Source organism: Coralloluteibacterium stylophorae (assembly GCF_018122625.2).
Taxonomy (GTDB): Bacteria; Pseudomonadota; Gammaproteobacteria; order Xanthomonadales; family Xanthomonadaceae; genus Coralloluteibacterium; species Coralloluteibacterium stylophorae.
Genome location: NZ_JAGQFT020000005.1, coordinates 48384 through 71132 on the forward strand (window position 1 = coordinate 48384; position 22749 = coordinate 71132).

General features: G+C 72.6%; 20 protein-coding genes. 11 read left to right on the forward strand and 9 right to left on the reverse strand.

Going from position 1 to position 22749, the window contains the following annotated elements; genetic code table 11:
• The first annotated feature begins 20 nt into the window (after positions 1–20).
• A complete protein-coding gene (gene fliR, locus KB893_RS08770) occupies positions 21–809 on the forward strand; it encodes a flagellar biosynthetic protein FliR (protein ID WP_211927139.1) in 789 nt (262 codons plus the stop codon).
• Between the two features lie 4 nt (positions 810–813).
• On the opposite strand, the gene KB893_RS08775 is transcribed toward fliR, so the two are convergent.
• The 9 genes from KB893_RS08775 to KB893_RS08815 form a co-directional block, all read right to left on the reverse strand.
• Complete coding sequence (locus KB893_RS08775) at positions 814–1617, reverse strand: oxygenase MpaB family protein (protein WP_211927140.1); 804 nt, start codon at positions 1615–1617, stop codon at positions 814–816.
• Positions 1614–2720, reverse strand: coding sequence for a c-type cytochrome (locus KB893_RS08780; protein WP_211927141.1), 1107 nt, complete (start codon positions 2718–2720; stop codon positions 1614–1616). Before KB893_RS08780 ends, KB893_RS08775 begins: the two co-directional genes overlap by 4 nt.
• Positions 2717–3346 (reverse strand): cytochrome c oxidase assembly protein, encoded by a 630-nt coding sequence (locus KB893_RS08785; RefSeq protein WP_213173615.1) that lies wholly within the window; start codon positions 3344–3346, stop codon positions 2717–2719. Before KB893_RS08785 ends, KB893_RS08780 begins: the two co-directional genes overlap by 4 nt.
• Positions 3343–3729, reverse strand: a complete 387-nt coding sequence (locus KB893_RS08790) for a hypothetical protein (protein WP_211927143.1) — start codon at positions 3727–3729, stop codon at positions 3343–3345. Before KB893_RS08790 ends, KB893_RS08785 begins: the two co-directional genes overlap by 4 nt.
• A complete protein-coding gene (gene ctaD, locus KB893_RS08795) occupies positions 3726–6278 on the reverse strand; it encodes a cytochrome c oxidase subunit I (protein ID WP_211927144.1) in 2553 nt (850 codons plus the stop codon). Before ctaD ends, KB893_RS08790 begins: the two co-directional genes overlap by 4 nt.
• Positions 6279–7253 carry a cytochrome c oxidase subunit II gene (coxB, locus tag KB893_RS08800; RefSeq protein WP_211927145.1) on the reverse strand — a complete coding sequence of 325 codons (975 nt, stop codon included), beginning with the start codon at positions 7251–7253 and terminating at the stop codon, positions 6279–6281. It lies immediately after the preceding gene.
• A 203-nt stretch (positions 7254–7456) separates the two neighbouring features.
• Positions 7457–7687 carry a hypothetical protein gene (locus KB893_RS08805; protein WP_211927146.1) on the reverse strand — a complete coding sequence of 77 codons (231 nt, stop codon included), beginning with the start codon at positions 7685–7687 and terminating at the stop codon, positions 7457–7459.
• 481 nt (positions 7688–8168) lie between these two features.
• The gene (locus tag KB893_RS08810; protein WP_211927147.1) at positions 8169–8954 is read right to left on the reverse strand and encodes an exodeoxyribonuclease III; all 786 of its coding nucleotides are present in this window, start codon (positions 8952–8954) and stop codon (positions 8169–8171) included.
• Between the two features lie 50 nt (positions 8955–9004).
• Positions 9005–10216, reverse strand: coding sequence for an HDOD domain-containing protein (locus tag KB893_RS08815; RefSeq protein WP_211927148.1), 1212 nt, complete (start codon positions 10214–10216; stop codon positions 9005–9007).
• A 159-nt stretch (positions 10217–10375) separates the two neighbouring features.
• Between KB893_RS08815 and flhB the strand changes: the two genes are divergently transcribed.
• From flhB to motD, 10 genes are all read left to right on the forward strand, one after another.
• Positions 10376–11509 (forward strand): flagellar biosynthesis protein FlhB, encoded by a 1134-nt coding sequence (gene flhB, locus KB893_RS08820; RefSeq protein WP_213173616.1) that lies wholly within the window; start codon positions 10376–10378, stop codon positions 11507–11509.
• Positions 11510–12619: 1110 nt separating this feature from the next.
• Positions 12620–14707 (forward strand): flagellar biosynthesis protein FlhA, encoded by a 2088-nt coding sequence (gene flhA, locus KB893_RS08825; RefSeq protein ID WP_211926414.1) that lies wholly within the window; start codon positions 12620–12622, stop codon positions 14705–14707.
• Positions 14708–15101: 394 nt separating this feature from the next.
• Complete coding sequence (flhF, locus tag KB893_RS08830) at positions 15102–16679, forward strand: flagellar biosynthesis GTPase FlhF (RefSeq protein ID WP_211926413.1); 1578 nt, start codon at positions 15102–15104, stop codon at positions 16677–16679.
• Entirely contained in the window at positions 16669–17559 is an 891-nt protein-coding gene (locus KB893_RS08835) for a MinD/ParA family protein (protein WP_211926412.1), read from the forward strand. The genes flhF and KB893_RS08835 overlap by 11 nt, the downstream gene beginning before the upstream one ends.
• Positions 17556–18305, forward strand: coding sequence for an RNA polymerase sigma factor FliA (locus tag KB893_RS08840; protein ID WP_211926411.1), 750 nt, complete (start codon positions 17556–17558; stop codon positions 18303–18305). The genes KB893_RS08835 and KB893_RS08840 overlap by 4 nt, the downstream gene beginning before the upstream one ends.
• Before the next feature lie 46 nt (positions 18306–18351).
• Complete coding sequence (gene cheY, locus KB893_RS08845) at positions 18352–18744, forward strand: chemotaxis response regulator CheY (protein WP_211926410.1); 393 nt, start codon at positions 18352–18354, stop codon at positions 18742–18744.
• A 59-nt stretch (positions 18745–18803) separates the two neighbouring features.
• On the forward strand, positions 18804–19361 hold the full coding sequence (locus KB893_RS08850; protein ID WP_211926415.1) for a protein phosphatase CheZ: 558 nt from the start codon (positions 18804–18806) through the stop codon (positions 19359–19361).
• Between the two features lie 25 nt (positions 19362–19386).
• Positions 19387–21045 carry a chemotaxis protein CheA gene (locus KB893_RS08855; RefSeq protein ID WP_211926409.1) on the forward strand — a complete coding sequence of 553 codons (1659 nt, stop codon included), beginning with the start codon at positions 19387–19389 and terminating at the stop codon, positions 21043–21045.
• A gap of 8 nt (positions 21046–21053) precedes the next feature.
• Complete coding sequence (locus tag KB893_RS08860; protein WP_213173617.1) at positions 21054–21794, forward strand: flagellar motor protein; 741 nt, start codon at positions 21054–21056, stop codon at positions 21792–21794.
• Positions 21795–21807: 13 nt separating this feature from the next.
• Positions 21808–22749 (forward strand): flagellar motor protein MotD, encoded by a 942-nt coding sequence (motD, locus tag KB893_RS08865; protein WP_211926407.1) that lies wholly within the window; start codon positions 21808–21810, stop codon positions 22747–22749.

Consider the following 22749-nt stretch of genomic DNA (forward strand, 5'->3'; position numbering starts at 1 on the left):
GCGCAGCGCCCGTTCCGCAGATGGATTCCGCCACCGCCACCGTCGTCGACGGGCGCATCCTGTTCGACCTGCTGACCTCCATCGTGTGGACCCTGCTGCGGGTCGGCTCCATGTTCATGGCCGCGCCGATCGTCGGCACGCCGGTGGTGTCGATGCGCGTGCGCCTGGTGCTCTCGGTCGCGGTGTCGCTGGCGCTGACGCCGCTGATCCCGCCCGCGCCGCCGGCCGCGATCGACGCGGCGACGGTGCTCAACGTGATGCGCGAGATCGCCGTCGGCGCGGCGATGGGCTTCGTGCTGCGGCTCGCGTTCGAGGCCGGCGCCCTGGTCGGCGAACTGATCTCGCAGGGCATGGCGCTGTCCTTCGCGCAGATGTCGGACCCGGTGCGCGGGGTCAACTCGACCGTCATCGGGCAGTGGTTCTTCCTCACCTTCGGGCTGCTGTTCTTCACCGCCGGCGGCCACCTCGCCCTGGTGCAGCTGGTGTTCGACAGCTATGCGACGCTGCCGATCGGCGCGGCGCTGCCCGACATGCAGGCCTTCCTGCAGGCCGCACCGGCGTTCATGGCGGTGGTGCTGCGCGCCGGCGTCTCCATCGCGCTGCCGGTGGTGATCGCCATGCTCGCGATCAACATCGCCTTCGGCGTGCTGAGCCGCGCCTCGCCGGCGCTCAACACCATCGCCATCGGCCTGTCCGGCGCGATCCTGGTCGGCCTGTTCCTGCTGACCCAGCTGGTGGGCCAGTTCGCCGCGCCGGTGCAGGGCCTGTTCGACCAGTCCTTCGACGCCGCGCGCAGCCTGCTCGGCTGAAGCCCTAGATCACGCGCCGGCCGCGCGCCCGGCGCCGGCGCATGTCGGCCAGCACCAGGCGCGCCGGCAGGTGCCGCAGCGGCGCCGGGATCCAGCGGTAGACGCGCGGCGCGATACGCAGGAAGCGCGCCCAGCGGCGCGCGTCGCGCTCCGACCACGGCAGGCCGTAGGCCTCGCGCAGCGACGCCGGCAGCAGGGCGGCGGTGGCCAGGCGCTGCAGCGGCATCGCCAGTCGCGCCGGCCAGGGCACGTCGCGCCCCGAAAGCAGCCGCTGCGCGTAGTCGCGCACCTCGGGCAGCACCTCCGCCGCCGCCAATGTGCGCGCCCAGTAGGCCTCGAAGGCGGCGCGGTCGGCCGGCCACATCTCCGGGCGCACCTGCAGGGTGGTGCCGTAGAGCGCGGCCTCGCGATGCAGGGCGTCGGCATGCGCGGGCCCGGGCCCGCCTTCGAAGGCGCAGCGCAGGTCCAGCGCGCCGCGGTAGAGGGTCGCCGCGACCCACAGCTGCAGCCCCGGATCGAAGGCGCTGTAGCCCGGCCCGCGCACCGGCGCGTGCACGCGGTCGATCATCCGGGCGACCGCCTCGCGCTCGGCGTCGGTGCCCAGGGTCACCACGTACACGTAGGTCATGGTGGTGCGCAGGCGGTCGAAGGGCCGGGCCAGGGTGGTGCTGTGGCGGGCGACGCCGCGGCCGACGCCGGGATGCGCCATCTGCAGCAGCACCGCGGCGCCGGCGCCGAGGTAGACGTAGGCCTCGCGGCTGATCGCGGCCAGGTGCGGCGTGCGCCCGGACGCGCCCGGGCACGTCATCGTCGGTCCTGCCCGGCCTCCGGTGATTGCGCCGCCCAGTACCTCGCGAGCGGCTCGATCATGTCCTCGGGAATGCGCCGCGCGATGGTCGGCATGGTGTCGGAGGACTTGCGCGCGTCGACGACGGTCTCCTCGCCGCGCCAGGCGCGCAGCCGCGCGGCGATGTAGGGCGCGCGCTGTCCGGAGAGCACGGGATAGCGATCGCGCTTGCGGCCGTCGTGGCAGCTGGTGCACGCCGGCAGGTCGTTCTCGGGCAGGCCTTCGGTGGCGATGCGCGCGGCGTCGGCGAGCTCCTCGGGCGCGTCGGCGCGCCGCATGGGCTGGGCGCGCGGCAGGCCGGGCAGGGCCGCGAAGTGCGAGGCGAGGCGGTCGATGTCGGCGCGCGTCAGCGCCACCGCGACGTTGGCCATGATCGCGCTCTCGCGCTCGCCGCTGGCGTAGTCGCGCAGCGTCGCCGCGAGGTAGGCCGGGTGCTGGCCGCCGAGCACGGGGATGTCGTCCTGGCCGCGCCCGCGGCCGTCGGCGCCGTGGCAGCCGATGCAGGTCTCCACCGGCATCGGGCCCGCCACCTGCAGCGGCGTCGCCGCCACCAGGCCTGCGCCGACCAGGCCGCGGTACTCATCGGTCGACATCCCCGGCAGCCGGCGCACGAAGGCGGCCATGCGCCGCACCTCGTCGTCGCGATCCTGGGCCGGCCACGCCGGCATGCCGGTGTACTTGACCCCGTGCCTGACGATCCAGAACAGCTCGGCGTCGCTCCATTCCGCCGCGGTCGCGGCCAGGTCGGGGGCTTCCGGCGTCGCGCCCTGCATCACCGGCGACGGCGCCGCGCCGGGCGCGCCGTGGCAGGCGGCGCAGCTGCGCGCGAAATGCCCGGCGGCGGACACCAGGCCGCCGTCGTCGAGCGGCTCGTCGGGGGCCTGCACGGTCGACCAGGTGCGCGCGGAGTTGCGCATCGTCCAGTGCAGGAACCAGGCGGTGACCGGCCAGTGGCCGCTGGAGGCGGCGATGTTGATCGCGCCCGACCAGGCCACGGCCATGCCGAACACGGCGAGCGCGAACAGGGTGAGGAGCGCGCGTTTCCAGGTGATCCGCAGGGTCATGCGGGGCGTGCCTCCGTCGATCGCTGGCGCAGTACGTCGCCGAGCAGGGCCAGGCCGCCGACGAGGTAGCTGCCGGCGCCGACCAGCAGCATCACCACGCCGCCGAGCTGCTGGTCGGCCAGCGGCGTCAGGCGCACGTCGCCGCAGATGAAGCCCTCGGTGCCGTACAGCACGCGTGGCGCCAGGCCGACCAGCGCGCCGAGCAGGGTCATGTGCATCGAGGTCAGCAGCAGCGCGACCACGCCCGCCGCGCGCCGCGGCAGGGCCGCCGCGCCGCGGGTGCCGAGCGCGGCGCTCCACAGCAGCAGGCCGGCGGCGACGAAGGCGAGCTGCTCGAGCACGCCGCCGGCCAGCGTCTCCGCAGCGAAGGCGCGCGCCGCCGGCAGGTGCCAGCCCCAGACCAGCAGCAGCTCGACCAGCGACATCGTCATCGGCGTGACCACGCCGGGCCAGCGCCGCGCCGGGTCGAGGCGGCTGCCGGCGATGCCCCAGGCCAGCAGCGGCGCCGCCACCGCGACCGACAGCATGTGCGCGCCCATGTGCCCGAGCATGCCCAGCCGCGCCGCCGCCAGCGCCCAGGCGGCCAGCAGCAGCACGCCGCCCGCGGCGAGCGGCAGGCGCCTCATCGGCAGTCCCCCAGCACCAGCACCGGCAGCGCGGTGTAGATCACCGCGATCAGGCTGAGCGCGGCGAGCATCAGGGTCGCGACCGCGAGGAAGCGCAGGCGGTCGTTCTCGGTGCTGTCGTCGTGCGGCGGCGCGTCGCCCGGGCGCCGCATCTGCCACCACGACACCAGCGCGGTGGCCACGATCGGCACGAAGGCCGCGACGGTGGCGATCCCGATCCACATCCGGATGTCGCCGATCACCTCCTGGTCGCCATGCTTGGCGCAGCGGATCGCCACGAACAGGTAGGCGAACAGGAAGTGCAGCGCCCACACCGTCGGCGGCACGATCAGGGTCCACAGCGTCGCCCGCCGGCGCTGGGCGCGGGCCTTCAGCGCCTTCATGCCGCCTCCGGGAACAGGCCGATCACCAGGAAGGTCACCAGCGCGGTGAGCGCGAGGAAGTGCTGGTACAGCACCGTGTTGCGCAGGTCGCCGTCGTAGACCGGGGTGAGCCGGCCGCACAGGCTGCGCGCCAGCGAGTACAGCTGCATGATCACCCCGGCGCCGGCATGCACCGCCACCCAGATCACCAGGACCCACACGATCGCCGGATAGGAATGCAGCACCGGGTCCATGCCGTGGGTCCACGGCCCGGCGAGGCCGGCGGCGCCGCCCGCGGCGGTGGCCGCCGCGGCCAGCACCAGCGCGATGCGCGCCAGTCCGCGGCGCCCGTGCGTGTTGAGCAGGCGCGCGCCCAGCGTCGCGCCCCAGCCGGCCAGCAGCAGGCCCAGCGCGAGCATCGGCCAGAACACGCCCGGCCCCTCGAGGCCCGGGGCCGCAGGCGGCGGGAAGTCCTCGTGCACGGTCCAGAAGAAGAAGTAGCCGAACACCAGGCTGGCGAAGGCGGTGGAGTCGCCGAGCATGGTGATGAACATCGCCCACCATCCGGACGAGGCCGGGCCGGAGGCGTGCAGCGGCAGCACGATGCCGTGGCCGATGTGCTTGCAGTCCTTCTCCGGGATCGGGCTGGTCTCGGTCCACAGCCAGAACAGGATCGCCGCCGCCGCGAGCACGCCGCCGGCCAGCGCCGCCCAGTACAGGTGGTAGGTGGTGAGGATGAACACGCTGCCCAGCGCCAGCGCCGCGACCATCGGCTTGGCGGTCGGCGCACCCAGCCGCATCACCTGGATCGGCCGCGCGTCGAGGACGCTGGTGACGATGGTCTCGCGCAGGCCTTCCTCGGCGTCGGGCAGGAAGTAGCGGCCCTCGTCGACCTTGCGCACGAAGTCCTTCTGCTCCCAGATCGGGTAGCGGCTCTCGATCAGCGGCACCGAGCGGATGCCCCAGTTCTCCGCGTCCGGATGCACCAGCCACTCCAGGGTGCCGGCGTTCCAGGGGTTGCGGTCAGCCTTCTTCCGCCACGGCGACCGGCACAGGTCGACCACCAGCACCGCCACGCCGGCGGCGAGGAGGTAGGCGCCGATGGTGGAGAGCATGTTGAGCCAGCCCACGCCGAGCTGCTCCGGATAGGTGAACACCCGCCGCGGCATGCCGGCCAGGCCGGTGAAGTGCATCGGGAAGAAGGTCACGTTGATGCCGACGAACATCGTCCAGAACGCGATGCGGCCGAGGCGATCGGAGAGCTTCTTGCCGGTGATCAGCGGCCAGTAGTAGTAGAGCCCGCCGAACAGCGGCAGGAGGGTGCCGCCGATCAGCACGTAGTGCAGGTGGGCCACCACGAAATAGGTGTCGTGCGCCTGCCAGTCGAACGGCGCGATCGCCACCATCACCCCGGTCAGTCCGCCGATCACGAACACCGCCAGCGAGCCGGCGGCGTACAGCAGGGGTGTCGACCACACCACCCGACCCGCCCACAGCGTCGCGATGAACACGAAGATCTGCACCGCGGTCGGGATCACCACCGCTTCCGACGCCGCCGAGAAGAAGGCCAGGCTGATGTTCGGCAGCCCCGTGGCGAACATGTGGTGCACCCACAGCCCGAAGCTCAGGAAACCGGTGCCCACCGCGGCCAGCACGATCCACGGATAGCCCAGCACGTGGCGCTGGGCGAAGGTCGGGATCACCATCGCGAACAGCGCGATCGACGGCAGGAACACGATGTAGACCTCCGGGTGGCCGAAGATCCAGAACAGGTGCTGCCACAGCAGGGGGTCGCCGCCGCGGCCGGGGTCGAAGAACGGCCAGTCCAGCAGGCGCTCCATCTCGAACAGGATGTCGCCGGCGATCAGCGGCGGGAACGCGAACAGGATCATCACCGCCACGACCAGCACGTACCAGGCGTAGAGCGGCATCAGGTTCAGGCGCATGCCGGGCGGCCGGCACTTGAGCACGCCGACGATGAGCTCGACCGCCGCGGCGATCGACGACACCTCGATGAAGGACAGGCCCAGCATCCAGATGTCGGCGCCCAGCCCCGACAGCTTCGGGTCGGTGGTCAGCGGCGGGTACATGAACCAGCCGGCGTCGGGCGCGGAGTTGAAGAAGATCGAGCCGGCGACGAACACCCCGCCGAGCACGAAGCACCAGTAGCCGAAGGCCGACAGCCGCGGGAAGGGCAGGTCGCGCGCGCCGAGCAGCTGCGGCAGCAGGAGGATCGAGACCGCCTCGAACATCGGCACGGCGAACAGGAACATCATCATCGAGCCGTGCAGCGAGAACAGCTGGTTGAAGGTGTCGGCGGAGACGAGGTCGTTCTCCGGCACCGCCAGCTGGGTGCGCACGATCAGCGCCAGCACCCCGGCGAACAGCATGAACCCGAAGGCAGTCAGCGTGTACCAGGCGCCGACGGCGTTGTTGTTGACGTCGGTCCAGCGCAGGAACAGGCCCTTGGGCGCCGCCCAGGTCGCACGCAGGCGTTCCTCCTGCGCGCGGCGCACCTCCGGGTCGTTCTGGTCGGGGCGGTCCGCTGACGCGGGTGCCTGGGCGTTCACCTAGTCGAGCTCCTGCAGGTAGTCGGCGATGCGCAGGGCGTCGTCGGCCGGCATGTGCGGGAATGCCGGCATGCGCACGCCCGGCTTGCGCTGCTCGGGATGGCGGATGAAGCCGGCGATCGCCTCGCGCGACATCGGCAGGGTGCCGGCGGCCAGGGTGCGACGCGCGCCGAAGTGGGTGAGGTCGGGGCCGATGCCGGCGTCGTCGGTATGCCCGCGGATGCGGTGGCAGCCGGCGCAGCCGTAGTCGTCGAACAGCGCCCGGCCGGGATGCCCGGCGGCGTCGGCGCTGGCCGGCCGTGCCTCGCGCTCGAGCCAGGCCTCGAACTCCGCCGGCGCCATCACCACCACGTCGAAGGCCATCAGCGCATGGCTCAGGCCGCAGAACTCGGTGCACACGCCGCGGTAGACGCCCGGCGTGAGGGCGTGGACCACCAGCTCGTTGTCGTGACCCGGGATCATGTCCATCTTCCCGGCCAGGCCCGGCACCCAGAAGCTGTGGATGACGTCGTTGCCCGCGAGCGTGATGTGCACCGCCTCGCCGGCGGGAAGGCGGAGCTCGTTGGCGGTCTCCACCGCGCCCGCGGTCTCCGGCCGGTAGCGCATCCGCCACCAGAACTGCTCGCCCTCCACCCGCAGCCGCAGCGCATCCTCGGCCAGCGGCAGCGGTTTCATCATCGGCAGCGCGTAGAGAAGCAGGGCCAGCAGCACCACGGCGGGAAACACGCCGCCGGCCCAGGCGATGAAGCGCATGCCGCCGGAGATCGACAGCGAGCCCTCGCGCGCGCGCACCGCCCACCAGCCCAGCGCACCCACGGCGACGAGCAGCACCGCCGCCGACACGCCCATGATCCAGGTGAGCACCAGGGTCCGCTCGGCCTCGACGCCGAACGGGGCGAACGCGGACTGGATGCGGTTGCAGCCGGCCAGCAGCGGCGCGACGACCAGGGCCGGGATGCATCCACGCAGCTTCATTCGGAGCGACTCCCCCTATTCGACGAAGGCGCCACGACGCCGTCCGGGCACCGCCGCGACGGTGCCTCCCGGCCGCGCATGGTGCCGATGCGGTGCAACAAGGCGATGTGATTGCGGCGCCGCGCCGCGCTGGGCCGGCACGCATGGCGGGCACAGCCCGCAGCCGCGGCGGGCGCTGGGGCCGCGCCCCCCGCGCGGGTGCCTCAGCGCGCCGCGGATTCGAGCTGCGACTGCGCGACCACGGCCTCGATGCCGGATTCGAGCTGGACCAGCAGCCTGGGGTCGTCGCCCAGTTCGGCGAGGCTGGAGACCTCGCCCACCTCGCCGGCATGCGCGCCGCCGGCGATCCGCACCTGCGTGCCGTGCGCCACGGTCACCCCGGCGACGGGTTGGTGCGACAGGTAGGCGCTGTACTGTTCGGGAGTCGGCTTCATCGGCGTCGGCGCCTCGTGCGGAAGGGGCGGCGACGATGCAACGGCCCCGGCCAATGCCGCGTGAGGCCGGGCGCCTTGGGGCGCGGGCCGAGGCGGTGCTTCCGCAGGAGCGGCTTCAGCCGCGATGGGGGCAGGGATGGGGGCAGGGATGGGGAACAGGGAACAGGGAACAGGGAACAGGGAACAGGGAACAGGGAACAGGGAATGGGGAATGGGGAATGGGGAATGGGGATGGGTGCTTCTGTAGGAGCGGCTTCAGCCGCGACCGGGCGGGCGGGCGCGGGACGGGCGCAGGGCGGACGTCGGGAACGGGTCGGTCCTGGGCTCGGGCATCGGTCGATGCAGGCCGGCGCCGTGGCACGGGGCCGATGTGGGAGGGGCTTCAGCCCCGACGGTGTGCGGTCGGGCGCAGGTCGCGGCTGAAGCCGCTCCTGCGGATGGGCGTTCCGTCTCGTGCCCGAGCCAGGCGGCGCAGCCGGTCTCACGCTCCGAGGCGCATCCAGGTCGGGGCGTGATCGCTCGCCTTGGGCTCGCCGCGGACCCAGCGATCGACGCCGGCCTCGCGCAGCCGCGGGGCCAGCGCGGGGCTCAGCAGCAGGTGGTCGATGCGCAGCCCGGCATCGCGCTCCCAGCGCTGCCGGAAGTAGTCCCAGAACGTGTAGATGCGCGCGTCCGGGTGCAGGTGGCGGAGCGCGTCGGTCCAGCCCTGGGCGAGCAGGCGCTGCCAGGCGGCGCGGCTCTCCGGCTGCAGCAGGGCGTCCTTCTTCCAGGAGCGCGGGCTGTAGATGTCGAGTTCGTCGGTCGGCACCACGTTGTAGTCGCCGGCCAGGACCACCGGATGGCCGCTGTCGAGCAGGCCCTGCGCATGGGCGATCAGGCGCTCGAACCACGCCAGCTTGTAGTCGAACTTCGGTCCCGGCTGCGGGTTGCCGTTCGGGAGGTAGAGGCAGCCGACGATGAGCCCGTGCGCGGCGGCCTCGAGATAGCGGCTGTGACTGTCGTCCGCATCCCCGGGCAGGCCGCGGCGACTCTCCAGCGGAGTCATGCCGCGGGCGAGGATGGCCACGCCGTTCCACGACTTCTGCCCGTGCCAAAGCGCACCGTAGCCGGCGGCCTCGATCGCGGCCTGCGGGAAGGCCTCGTCGGGACACTTCAGCTCCTGCAGGCAGACGATGTCCGGGCGTTCGCGCTCGAGCCAGGCGAGCAGGGCCGGCAGCCGCGAGCGGATGCCGTTGATGTTGAAGGTGGCGACGGTGAGGGCGGTCATGGGCCGTCACCGATACGCAGGCGCGCGTGTAGGCGTCGTCCGCGCCGGCCTCAGTAGAAGGTGAAGCTGTTCTCGAGTTCGGCGTCGTCGAGGTCGAGCTCGTATACGCCCTCGGCCGACGCGGTCGGACGCGGCGGCGCGTCGAGCCGCTCCGCCAGCGCTTCCCAGTCCTCGACGTGGCCGTCCATGCCCTGCGCGGCGAGCAGGCGGCGGTCGAGCGGAAGGCCCGCGGCCAGCGCATGCGCGACGTGCACGGCGGTGGTGGTGCCGAAGGCATCCTCGTGCGCCTGCGCCGGCCGTGCCTGCCAGGCCACGGCGTTGACGATCTCGCGCGGCAGCGCCCACAGGTGCAGCAGGTAGGCGCCGGCGACCGAGTGCGCCGGCGGCAGGTCCTGCGCGTCCCACTCGTCGCCGGCGAAGAGGTCGGCTACGGCCTCGTTGCGCAGCGGCAGCAGGCGCCCGATCTCGGCCAGGGTGGCGGCGGTCGCGACCATGCCCGGGTTCAGTCCGGCGGCCTCGGCGCCCAGCCCGCGCAGGAGCCGGGTGGCGATCTGCGCGCCCAGCAGGGCGCGTTGCTGCAGGCTCGCCTGCGCCTGCGGCGAACCGACCTCGCCGAAGGCCTCCGCTGCCAGCACCACGCCGATCAGGGTGTCCATGCCGAGGCGGACCAGGGCCTGGCCGAGGTCGACGATCGGCGAGCCGCGGTTGTAGAGCGCGGAGTTGCTGAGCTGCAGCACCTTGGCGGTGACCGCCGGGCTGCCGCGCAGCAGCTCGATGATCCGGCTGCTGTCGCTGTTGGGGTCGGTCGCCAGGCTCATCAGCGACAGGGCGATGCCCGGAGGTGCCGGCAGCTTGCCCAGCGCGGTGATCTCGCGGCGCAGGCGCGGGTCGTCGAGCATCGCCGCGAGACGGTTGACCATGTCCAGCGCCGTGGTGAGGTCGCCGGGCTCCAGCGGCGTGGTCATCACCCGGTGCGCGAGGTCGAGCTGGCCGATGGCGTCGGCGTCGGCGGCATAGCGCAACACGGCGAAGCGCATCATCCCGGGCGCGATCGCACCGCACTGCTCGAGCAGGTCGCGGGTCGCCGCGCGCGAGGATTCGAGATGGATCACCGCCGCATCGAAGGCGCGGCCGGCCAGCACGTCGGCCAGTACCGCCGGATCCTCCAGCGCCACCACGTCCCAGTCCGGACGCAGTTCCAGCAGGGCGCGCTCCAGCGCGTGCAGGCGGCTCGACTGGTCGTCGACGATGAGAAGGTGCATGGCAGGTCCGCGGGTCGGGTTTCGTCGCCAGCGGTATCGGCCGCGGCTGAACCGCCTTGAGTCGCGTTCCGTGATCCGGCACGCGGTTTGCAGGATCCGACGCGCCGGCGCGGCGCGCGCCGGTCGACGCGGGCGCACCCGTGCGGAGCGCCCACGGCGATGGCGGAAGGCGAAGACGGCCAGGAAAAGACCGAACAGCCAAGCGAAAAACGGCTGCGCGACGCCCGCGAGAAAGGCCAGATCGCGCGCTCCCGCGAGCTCAACACGGCGCTGGTGTTCGTCGCCATCGCCGGCGGGCTGCTGGCCATGGGTGGCCACCTGGCGCACGCGGCGCTGGGCTGGATGCGCGAGGCGCTGTCCTTCGACGTCGCCCGCATGGGCGACCTGCGCCGGCTGCCGGTCCATTTCGGCGAGCTGCTCGGCGGCCTGCTCTGGCACGCGCTGCCGCTGATGGCGCTGTGCCTGGCGGCCGGCCTGGTCGCGCCGATGCTGCTGTCGGGCCTGCGCTTCAACAGCCAGTCGCTGGTGCCGGACTTCAAGCGCATGAACCCGGCTGCCGGGCTCAAGCGCATCTATGGGCGCGAGGGCGCGGTCGAGCTGCTGAAGGGCATCCTGCGCGTGCTGCTGATCGGCATCGCCGCGGGCCTGGTCCTGTGGGGCGCCTTCGGCAGCCTGCTGGCGCTGATCAACCAGCCGCTGGAGACCGCCGCCGCACAGGGGCTGGGGCTGACCGTGCGCCTGGTGCTGGTCATGACCTGCGCCCTGGTCGCCCTGGCCGCCGCCGACGTGCCCTACCAGCTCTGGAGCCACCGCCAGAAGCTGATGATGAGCCGCCAGGAACTGCGCGACGAGATGAAGGAGTCCGAGGGCAGTCCCGAGGTCAAGGGTCGCGTGCGCCGCCTGCAGCAGGAGATGGCGCAGCGGCGGATGATGGAGGACGTGCCGAAGGCCGACGTCATCGTCGTCAACCCGACGCACTACGCGGTGGCGCTGAAGTACGACGCCGGCAGCATGGGCGCGCCGCGGGTGGTGGCCAAGGGCGTGGACGAGGTCGCCCACCGCATCCGCGGCGTCGCCGAATCGGCGCGCGTGCCGGTGATCTCGGCGCCGCCGCTGGCCCGCGCCCTGCACCGCGAGGTCAAGATCGGCCAGGAGATCCCGGTCAAGCTCTACGCCGCGGTGGCGCAGGTCCTGTCCTACCTCTACCAGCTGCGCGAATGGACTCCCGGCCGGGGCGTCCCGCAGCCGAGCCTGGGGGCGGTGAAGCTGCCGCCGGGGTTCGAGGATGTGTGAGGGGTGGGGAACGGGGAACGGGGAACGGGGAACCGGGAACCGGGAGCCGGGAATCGGGAATCGGGAATCGGGAATGGCGGCGTGGCCGCGGTGTCCGGCGTTTCCTCGCCGAGGGTGAGGTGAGGGCGCGCGTGTTGCTGTGGGAGGGGCTTCAGCCCCGACGGGCGCCGGGTCGGGGCTGAAGCCCCTCCCACGGGCGACGGGCCATGCTTGGATGGTTCCCGGTGCTTCCACCCGGCGACCGGGGTTCGCGGATGTGGGCGGTGAGGTGGAGCGGGGAATCGGGAATCGGGAATCGGGAATGGCGGCGTGGCCGCGGTGTCCGGCGTTTCCTCGCCGATGGTGAGGTGAGGGCGCGCGTGTTGCTGTGGGAGGGGCTTCAGCCCCGACGGGCGCCGGGTCGGGGCTGAAGCCCCTCCCACAGGCGACGGGCCATGCTTGGACGGTTCCCAGTGCTTCCACCCGGCGACCGGGGTTCGCGGATGAGAGCGGTGAGGTGGAGCGGGGAATCGGGAATCGGGACTCGGGAATGGCGGCGTGGCCGCGGTGTCCGGCGTCTCCTCGCCGAGGGTGAGGTGAGGGCGCGCCTGTTGCTGTGGGAGGGGCTTCAGCCCCGACGGGCGCCGGGTCGGGGCTGAAGCCCCTCCCACAGGCGACGGGCCATGCTTGGACGGTTCCCGGTGCTTCCACCCGGCGACCGGGGTTCGCGGATGTGGGCGGTGAGGTGGCGCGGGGAATCGGGAATGGGGAATCGGGAATGGCGGCGGCGCCGCGGTGTCCGGTTTCTCCTCGCCGAGGATGAGGTGAGGGCACGCCTGTTGCTGTGGGAGCGGCTTCAGCCCCGACGGGCGCCAGGTCGGGGCTGAAGCCCCTCCCACAGGCGACGACCATCCATTCCCGATTCCCCATTCCCCATTCCCCATTCCCGATTCCCCATTCCCGGCCCATTTCCGACTCCCCATTCCCGCTCCATCCGCACTGGCACAAACCCTGCATCCCCCGCCGCGTCGCTCCCGCGAGGCCGTGCTGCCGTGATCCGATCCGAGGTCCTCCACGTCGCTCTCCACCGTCGCGCCCCGCGCGGCGTCGCGTGCCGCGGGGCGCGCTGAGATGGCGGCGACGCAGGCGGCGCAGGGGGTGAAGTTCGGGCAGGTGGTGCGCCAGGGGCTCGGCGCGCCGCTGATCGTGATGGCGATGCTGGCGATGGTGGTGGTGCCGCTGCCGCCGCTGGTGCTCGATGCGCTCTTCAGCTTCAACATCGCGCTGTCGATGGTGGTGCTGCTGGGCGTGGTCTACATCAAGCGCCCGCTGGAATTCTCGATCTTCCCGACCGTGCTGCTGATGGTCACGCTGCTGCGCCTGGCGCTGAACGTGGCCTCGACCCGCGTGGTGCTGCTCAACGGCCACAAGGGCCCGGGCGCGGCCGGGCATGTGATCGAGTCCTTCGCCGACTTCGTGGTCGGCGGCAGCTTCGCGGTGGGCCTGGTGGTGTTCACCATCCTCACCATCATCAATTTCGTGGTGATCACCAAGGGCGCCACGCGCATCTCCGAGGTCTCCGCGCGCTTCATCCTCGACGCCCTGCCCGGCAAGCAGATGGCGATCGACGCCGACCTCAACGCCGGCCTGCTCTCGCGCGAGGACGCCAAGCTGCGCCGCCAGGAGGTCCGCGAGGAGGCCGACTTCTACGGCTCCATGGACGGTGCCTCCAAGTTCATCCGCGGCGACGCCATCGCCGCGATCCTGATCCTGTTCATCAACCTCATCGGCGGCCTGGTCATCGGCATGGCCCAGCACGGGCTGTCGTTCTCCCAGGCCGGCACCACCTACGTGCTGCTGGCGATCGGCGACGGCCTGGTGGCGCAGATCCCGGGCCTGCTGGTCTCGGTCGCGGTGGCGATGCTGGTCAGCCGCGCCACCGGCGCGCAGGACATGGGCAAGGCGGTGCAGGGCCAGGTCTTCGGCCAGTACAAGGCGCTGATGATCACCTCGATCCTGCTCGGCGTGGTCGGCCTGGTGCCGGGCATGCCGAACCTGGCGTTCCTGAGTCTGTCGGCGATCACCGGCTACGCCGCCTGGGTGCTCTACAGGAAGTCGAAGAAGGACGAGGCGCCCGCCGCCGAGGTCGCGCCCGTCGGCGCCGACGGCGCGCCGATGCCGGCGCCGACGCCGGAGCTGTCCTGGGACGAGCTGCGCCCGGTCGACGCGCTCGGCCTGGAGGTCGGCTACCGCCTGATTCCGCTGGTCGACGCGTCCAAGGGCGGCGGCCTGATGGCGCGGATCAAGGCCGCGCGGCGCAAGCTGACCCAGGACCTGGGCTTCCTGGTGCCGGCGGTGCACATCCGCGACAACCTCGAGCTCGGCCCCGGCACCTACCGGGTCCTGGTCCACGGCGTGCCGGTCGCCACCGGCGAACTGCACCCGGACCGCGAGATGGCGCTCGACCCGGGCCGCGTCTACGGCAACCTCGAGGGCATCGCCGGCAAGGACCCGGCCTTCGGCCTGGACGCGGTGTGGATCCTGCCGGCGCAGCGCGCCGAGGCCGAGGCGCTGGGCTATACCGTGGTCGACGCCAGCACCGTGGTCGCCACCCATATCTCGCACCTGGTCCGCGAGCACGCCGCCGAACTGCTCGGCCACGAGGAGGTGCAGGAGCTCCTGGCCACCCTCGGCAAGGCCGCGCCCAAGCTGGTCGAGGACCTCACGCCCAAGGCCCTGCCGCTGTCGGTGATCGTGCGCGTCCTGCAGAACCTGGTGTCGGAGAAGGTCCCCGTGCGGCAGATGCGGCAGATCGCCGAGGCCCTGATCGAGCACGCGCCGATGACCCAGGACCCGGCCGCGCTCACCGCCGCGGTGCGCACCGCGCTCGGTCGCTTCATCGTCCAGGAGATCAACGGCATGGCGCCGGAGCTGCCGGTGTACACGCTCAACCCGGGGCTCGAGCGCGTGCTGCAGGACTCCGTGTCCGGTGGCGGCGGCGCCGTCGAGCCCGGCCTCGCCGAGCGCCTGCACGGCAGCCTCGGCGACTGCGTGCAGCGTCAGCAGGCCGTCGGCGAGCCCGCCGTCCTCCTGGTCCCCGGCGCCGTGCGCTCGGTGCTGGCCCGCCTCACCCGCCACAGCGTCCCCGGCCTGTCGGTGCTGGCCTACGGCGAGGTGCCGGAGGACAAGCGGCTGAAGCTGATCGGGTCGATAGGGTAGGGAGGCGGGTAGAGCGGGAATCGGGAAACGGGACGCGGGACCCGGGGGTGAGGCACGGGCCCGGGCGCGGGGCCGGAAGCCAGGCCGACGTGACGGGCTCGCGCCCACTCGCGAGGGAAGGGCTGGTAGAGCGTAGCCGCGCACGGTCTGCCCGTCGCCGCCGGCAGGTAGCGCTCCGAATCCGCTTCCCGACCTCCCTCGCAGCGGGGAGGGAGCAGGGCGCAGGGCGACACGGGCTCACGCGGCACCGGCAGGCCGTCCCCGAGGACCGCCCGAAGCGTCCCGCCCCGACCCCTGCAGCTCCCGGGTCCCCATTCCCGCTTCCCGATTCCCGGCCCACCGTTCTGGCACGCCAGTTGCAACAAGAGCCCCGACACGTTCCCGGGGCCTTCCCATGCGAATCCGACGGTTCACCGCTCCCGACATGCGCACGGCCCTGGCCCAGGTCCGCGATGCGCTGGGGGCCGACGCGGTCATCCTCTCCAACAAGCGCGGCGAGCACGGCATCGAGATCGTGGCCGCGACCGACTACGACGAGGCGCAGGTGCAGCAGGCCCTGCGCGCGGCGATGCCGGAACCGCGGCAGCCGGAGCCCGCACCCGCGATGCCGCCCCCGCCGCCGGCGCCGGTGATGCAGGCGACGCCCGTCCCGGCCGCCGGGATCCCGGCGGCCCGCGCCGACCTCGACGACATGCCGGCGCCGACCCTGTCCTTCGCCGCGCGCCTGGCCGCCATGCAGCAGGCCCAGCCGCAGCCGGGTCCGCCGCAGGCGGAGGCCTTCGCCGTGGCGCCGCCGCGCGCCCCGGTCGCGCCGCAGGCCGCGCCGACGCCCGCCGCCGCGCAGCAGCCGGCCCCGGTTCCCGTCGCCACGCCGGAGCCGGCGCTGCCGTCCCCGGCCACGCCCTCGGCCGCGCGCGGCATCGCCCCCGAGCACGTGATCACCGCCATCGACACGCGCGCCAGGCGCCTGCCGCCGATGCCGGCGCCCACGCCCGACCCCGAAGCCGCCGTCGCCGAACCCGCGCCGCCCGCGCACGCCCTGTCCGCGGTGCCGCAGGCACCGCGCGCCGAGGCCGGCGTCGACGAGCTCCGCGAGGAACTGGCCGCCATGCGCGGCATGATTGAGCGCGAGATGGCGCGGATGAACGACGAGCGCCTGCGCGGCGCCCCGGTCCGCGCGCAGATCCTCGACCTCCTCGGCGACTACGGCTGCGAGATCGAACTCGCCCGCAGCATCGCCGCGCAGATTCCCGCCGACATCGAACCGGCGCGGGCCAAGGGCCTGATGCTGGGCCTGCTGGCCAAGAAGCTCGCCATCGCCGAGGTCGATCCGGCCGAGTCCGGCGGCGTGCTCGCCCTGGTCGGCCCGACCGGCGCCGGAAAGACGACGACGCTCGCCAAGATCGCGGCGCGCTACGCCTCGCGCCACGGCGCCCGCGACGTCGCCCTGGTCACCACCGACACGGTGCGCGTCGGCGGCCGCGAGCAGCTGGCCGCCTACGGCCGCCTGCTCGGCATGGCGGTGTTCGAGGCCGACAGCGCCGAGTCGCTGTCCAGCCTGATCGAGCGCCTGGCCGACTACCGCCTGGTGCTGGTCGACACCGCCGGGCTGTCGCAGCGCGACCGCGCGCTGATGACGCGGCTGGCCTGGCTGCGCGGCAGCCAGCGGGTGAAGAGCCTGCTGGTGCTGCCGGCCAACGCGCATCCGGCCGATCTCGACGAGACCCTGCGCCGCTTCCGCGGCATCGAGCCCGCGGGTGCGGTCCTGACCAAGGTCGACGAGACCGGCCGCCTCGGCGCCGCGCTCTCGGTGCTGGTCCGCCATGGCCTGCCCCTTGCATACGTAGCGGACGGCCAGCGGGTTCCCGAGGACCTGCAGACCGCCGAAGCCCACCGCATCGTGCTGCGCCTGGACGCCCTGCGCCGCGCCGCCGATACCCAGACCGAAACGGAGAACGCGCATGTCGCCTGAGTCGTCGTCACACCCCGCGTCGCGCGTCCCCGAACAGGCCGCCGGCCTGGTCGCCGCCCGTCGTCCGCCGGTCCGGGTCATCACCGTGACCAGCGGCAAGGGCGGCGTCGGCAAGACCAACGTGTCGGTGAACCTTGGCGTGGCGCTGGCCGCCGCCGGGCGCAAGCCGCTGCTGCTCGACGCCGACCTCGGCCTCGCCAACGTCGACGTCATGCTCGGGCTGTCGGCGGAGCGCACCCTCGCCGACGTCATGGCCGGCCGCTGCGGCCTGGCCGACACCATCCTCGAGGGCCCGCACGGCCTCGGCATCGTCCCGGCGTCCTCGGGCAAGCGGCACATGGCCGAGCTGACCCCGGCCGAGCACGTGGGCCTGATCCGCGCCTTCTCCGAGATCGACCGCCCGCTCGACACCATGCTGGTCGACACCGCCGCCGGCGTGACCGACAGCGTGCTGACCTTCTGCCAGGCCGCGCAGGACGTGATCGTCGTGGTCTGCGACGAGCCGGCCTCGATCACCGACGCCTACGCCCTGATCAAGGTCCTGTCGCGCGAGCGCGGGGTCAACCGCGTGCAGGTGCTGACCAACCAGGTCGGCAGCCCGCAGGAAGGCCGCGCGCTGTACGAGAAGCTGGCCCGGGTCAGCGACAAGTTCCTCGACGTGACCCTGGCCTACCTCGGCATGGTCCCGCACGACGAGTACCTGCGCCGTGCCGTGCAGCGCCAGCTGCCGGTCACCGTCGCCTATCCGTCCAGCCCCTCGGCGCGCGCCTTCCGCGAGCTCGCCGGGCGCATCGAGCGCTGGCAGCCGCCGGCCGCCGCGCGCGGGCACCTCGAATTCTTCGTCGAACGCATGATCGATGCCGGAGGCATGGCCGCATGATCGTCCCCGCAGCCGAATACCGGGCCGTCGCGCAGGACAACGCCGCCGCCCTGGTCCAGCAGCACACCGAACTGGTGCGCCGCATCGCCCACCACCTGGCCACGCGCCTGCCGGCCAGCGTCGAGATCGACGACCTCGTCCAGGCCGGCATGCTCGGCCTGATCGAGGCCTCGCGCGGCTTCGACGCCAGCCAGGGCGCCAGCTTCGAGACCTACGCCTCGATCCGCATCCGCGGCGCCATGATCGACGAGATCCGGCGCGGCGACTGGGTGCCGCGCTCGGTCCACCGCGGCGCGCGCAGCGCCGCCGCGGCGATCCACCGCGTCGAGCAGCGCACCGGGCGCGCCGCCCAGGCGCAGGAGGTCGCCGACGAGATGGCGCTGCCGCTGGCGGAGTACCTGAAGCTGGTCGAGAACGCCGCCCGCGGCCACGTCCTGAGCCTCGACGCCCAGGCCGAGGACGCCGGTGAGATGCCGGCGGTGCGCGACGGCGGGCCGTCGCCGCAGCAGCGCCTGGAGCGCTCCGAGTTCGCGGCGATGCTGGAATCGGAGATCCACCGCCTGCCCGAGCGCGAACGCCTGGTCCTGTCGCTGTACTACGAGCAGGAGCTAAACCTTCGGGAGATCGGTGCCGTTCTAGGGGTGAGCGAATCGCGCGTGTGCCAGATCCACGGCCAGGCCATGGTCCGCCTGCGCGGACGCCTGGAACCCTTCCGCGGCATCGACGCCGACCTCGACGACGAATGATCCGGCCGCCCGCCCCCGCGCCGGCCCACCCCTACGGAGCAGTGCCTTGAACACCAACATGAAGATCCTGATCGTCGACGACTTCTCGACCATGCGCCGCATCGTCAAGAACCTCCTCGCCGATCTCGGCTACACCAACACCGTCGAGGCCGACGACGGCACCAGCGCGCTGACCGTGCTGCGCCAGGGCGGCATCGAGTTTGTGGTCACCGACTGGAACATGCCGGGCATGACCGGCATCGACCTGCTCAAGGCGATCCGCGCCGATGCCGCGCTGCGCATGCTGCCGGTGCTGATGGTCACCGCCGAGTCCAAGCGCGAGCAGATCATCGAGGCCGCGCAGAACGGGGTGAACGGCTACATCATCAAGCCGTTCACCGCGATCACCCTCAAGGAGAAGCTCGACAAGATCTTCGAGCGCATGGGAGCCGCGGCGTGAGCGCGGTGCACATCGACCGCGCGGAGTTCGCCGCGCGCCTGCAGTCGGCCCTGGATGCGATGGAGCGCGGCGACGACGTCAGCCTGCGCGGCGAGGTCGAGGCGCTGGCCGCCTGGCGCGCCGCGTCCCTGGTCAAGGGCCTGTCGCGCATCGCCCGCGAGCTCGGCGACGCGCTCGGCGAGATTCCCGCGCAGGGCAACGAGGCCGCCAACGAGCTGCCCGACGCCTGCGACCGCCTCGACCACGTGGTCAAGACCACCGAAGAGGCCAGCCTGCGCACCCTCGACCTGATCGAGGCCGGCCGCGGCCACCTCGACCGCATCGCCGCCGGCGGCCTCGACGACGCCCAGCGCGCCGAGCTCGACGCCCTGCGCGCGTCGCTGTCGGAGATCTCGCTGGCGCAGAGCTTCCAGGACCTCACCGGCCAGACCATCCGCAAGGTCGTGGGCATCGTCCGCCGCGTGCACGAGGGCTTCAACGCGCTCGGCCTGCCGCCGGAGGAGCACGCCGGACGCAGCGCCAAAGCCGGCCTCGCCGGGCCCGCGGTGCCCGGCCTCGACCGCCATGCCGTGTCCCAGGAGGACGCGGACGACCTGCTTTCCGCGCTCGGCCTGTGACCGCGCGCGCCACCCGGACCTGCCCATGAGCGCCGTCACCGACGACATCGCCGCCGACTTCATCGTCGAGGCCCAGGAAATCGTCGACCGCCTCGGCGAGCAGCTGGTCGACCTCGAGCACGCGCCCGGCGAGGCCGAGCGCCTCAACGCCGTGTTCCGCGCCTTCCACACCATCAAGGGCGGCGCCGGCTTCCTCGACCTGCCGCCGATGGTGGCGCTGTGCCACGTGGTCGAGGACGCCCTCAACCTCGCCCGCAGCGGCGAGCACGCGCTGTCGCCGGCCGACTTCGACGCCGCCCAGCAGGCGGTCGACGGCGTGCGCGACATGCTCGCCTCGATGACCGCCGGCACCGCGATGCCGGAGGCCGCACCCGAGCTCATCGCCTACTTCAAGGCCATCGTCGCCAAGCCGACGCCGCCGGGCGCCGCGCCCGCCGCCAAGGCCGCGCCCGCACCGGTGCGCAAGCCACAGGCCAGGGCCGCCAACGACGCCCCGGCCGCGCCCGCCGAGCCGCCCGAGGCGACGGTGCGCGTCGACACCCGGCGCCTGGACGCCATCGTCAACCTGGTCGGCGAGCTGGTGCTCGCGCGCAACCGGCTGAAGACGCTGCGCGAGGAGCTGCGCGACGAGCGCCTGGAGCGCGCGGTCGGCGCCCTCGACATCGCCACCAGCCGCCTGCAGTCGGCGGTGATGAAGACCCGCATGCAGCCGGTCGGCCGCGTGTTCGCGCGCTTCCCCAAGCTCGCCCGCGACGTCGCCCGCTCGCTGGGCAAGGACGTCGACCTGCAGATGGACGGCGTCGACACCGAACTCGACCGCAACCTGGTCGAGACCCTGGCCGACCCGCTGGTGCACCTGGTGCGCAACGCGATCGACCACGGCATCGAGGACGGCGACCTGCGCGCGCGGCTGGGCAAGCCGCGCAGCGGCACCGTGCGCCTGAAGGCGACCCAGGAAGGCGACCACGTCACCATCGAGGTCTCCGACGACGGCGCCGGCATCGATCCCGAGCGCCTGCGCGCCAAGGCCCGCGAGAAGGGCCTGATCGACGACGAGTCGGCGGCGCGCCTGAGCCCCGACGAGTGCCTGCAGCTGGTGTTCCTGCCCGGTTTCTCGACCAAGGCCCAGGTCAGCGACCTGTCCGGCCGCGGCGTCGGCATGGACGTGGTGCAGTCCAAGATCCGCGAGCTTTCCGGCGAGGTCCGCATCCAGTCCGAGATCGGGCGCGGCAGCCGTTTCCTGATCCGCGTGCCGCTGACGCTGGCGATCCTGCCGACCCTCCTGATCCAGTGCGGCGAGGCGGTCTACGCGCTGCCGCTGGCGCGGGTCACCGAGGTCATGAGCTGCAAGACCCGCGAGCGGCGCTGGATCAACGGCTGCCCGGTACTCGACATGCGCGAGCGCCCGCTGCAGCTGCTCGACCTGAGACGCTGGCTGGGGCTGTCCGATCCCGGCGCGGACGAGCTCATCGTGGTCGTGCTGGAAGGCCGCGACACCCGTTTCGGGCTGATCGTCGACGCGGTGCGCGGTCGCGAGGAGATCGTGATCAAGCCGCTGCCGCGCACCCTGCGCGGGCTGCCGGGCTATGCCGGCGCCACGCTCATCGGCGACGGCAGCCTGGCACTGATCCTGGACATCGACGGCCTGCCCGGCGGCTCAAGTAACGCGGTGACGGGCCGATAGGCCGTGCCATGGACCTCCTGAGTCTCATCGGCCTGGTGCTCGCGCTGGTCGCCCTGATCGGCGGCAGCGTGCTCAAGGGCGCGGGCATCTCCGGCCTGTGGTCGCCGGCGGCCTTCGTCATCGTGATCCTGGGCACGCTCGCGGCGATCCTGCTGCAGACCCCGATCGCGAGCTTCAAGCGCGCGCTCGGCATGGTGCGCTGGGTCCTGTTCCCGCCGCCGTCGGCGCGCGAGGAACTGCTCGCGCAGATCGTCGAGTGGGCGCAGATCACCCGCAAGCAGGGCCTGCTGGGCCTGGAGAGCCTGGTCAGGCAGCAGGAGGATCCCTTCATCCAGAAGGGCCTGCAGATGCTGGTCGACGGCATGGAGCCGGATGCGATCCGGCAGATGCTGGAGGTCGAGATCGACGCGCTGGAGCACCGCGAGACCGCGGCGGCCAAGGTGTTCGAGGGCATGGGCATCTACGCGCCCACGCTCGGCATCATCGGCGCCGTGCTCGGCCTGATGGCGGTGATGAAGAACCTTTCCGACCCGAGCAAGCTCGGGCACGGCATCGCCGCGGCCTTCACCGCGACGATCTACGGCATCGGCGCGGCCAACCTGATGTTCCTGCCGATCGCCAACAAGCTGAAGGCGGTGATCGCCGGGCGCATCGGCGAGCGCGAGATGCTGGTCGAGGGCATGATCGCCATCGCCCAGGGCGAGAACCCGCGCAACATCGAAGCCCGCCTCGCCGGCTACCTGCACTGAAGGGCCGGCAGCCATGGCCCGCAGGAAGAAGCACGAGGAGCACGCCAACCACGAGGCCTGGGCGATCCCCTACGGGGACCTGCTCACCCTGCTGCTGGCCTTCTTCGTGGTGATGTACGCGATCTCCTCGCTCAACGAGGGCAAGTACCGGGTGCTGTCGAACTCGTTGTCGGAGGCCTTCGGCGGCGCACCGCGCTCGATCCAGCCGATCCAGGTCGGGCCGGTCGCGCCGGCCGACCTGCCGCCGCACCAGAGCCGGCCGATCCCGCTGGGCGCGCGCGCCAACCCGATCCGGCTGATGCCGAGCATGCGCTCGTCCTACGGCCCGCAGCTGTCCGAGCGCGAGCCCGCCTACCTGCCGGTGGCGGTGCCGGCCAACGACCGCGAGCGCTACCGCCACCGCGGCGCGCAGGCCCAGCTCGGGCGCATCGCCATGGCGCTGGAGGACGCGCTCGAGGACCTGGCCGCGGCCAACCTGGTGCGCCTGACCCACGGCGACTACTGGATCGAGGTCTCGATCAACAGCGACATCCTGTTCGCCAGCGGGTCGGCGGCGCTGGGCGAGAACGCGCGCCGGATCATCGCGCGGCTGGCGCCGACCCTGGCCGAGGTGCCCAACCTGCTGCGCGTGGAGGGCCACACCGACGACCGCCCCATCCACACCGCGGCGTTTCCTTCCAACTGGGAACTCTCCGCCGCGCGCGCGGCGAGCGTGGTGCACGTGCTGGCCGCCGACGGCGTCGCGCCCGGGCGCATGGCCGTGGTCGGCCAGGGCGAGTTCCATCCGAGCGCCGCCAACGACACGCCGGAAGGCCGCAACGCCAACCGCCGCGTGGCCCTGATCATCCTCGCCACGCCGGAGGCCGAGGCCGACGCCGCGGGCGAGCCCGACATCCACAGCGCGCAGGCGGGCGAATCCCCGCCGGCCGCGTCCTCAGCGCCGGAGGCAGGCTGA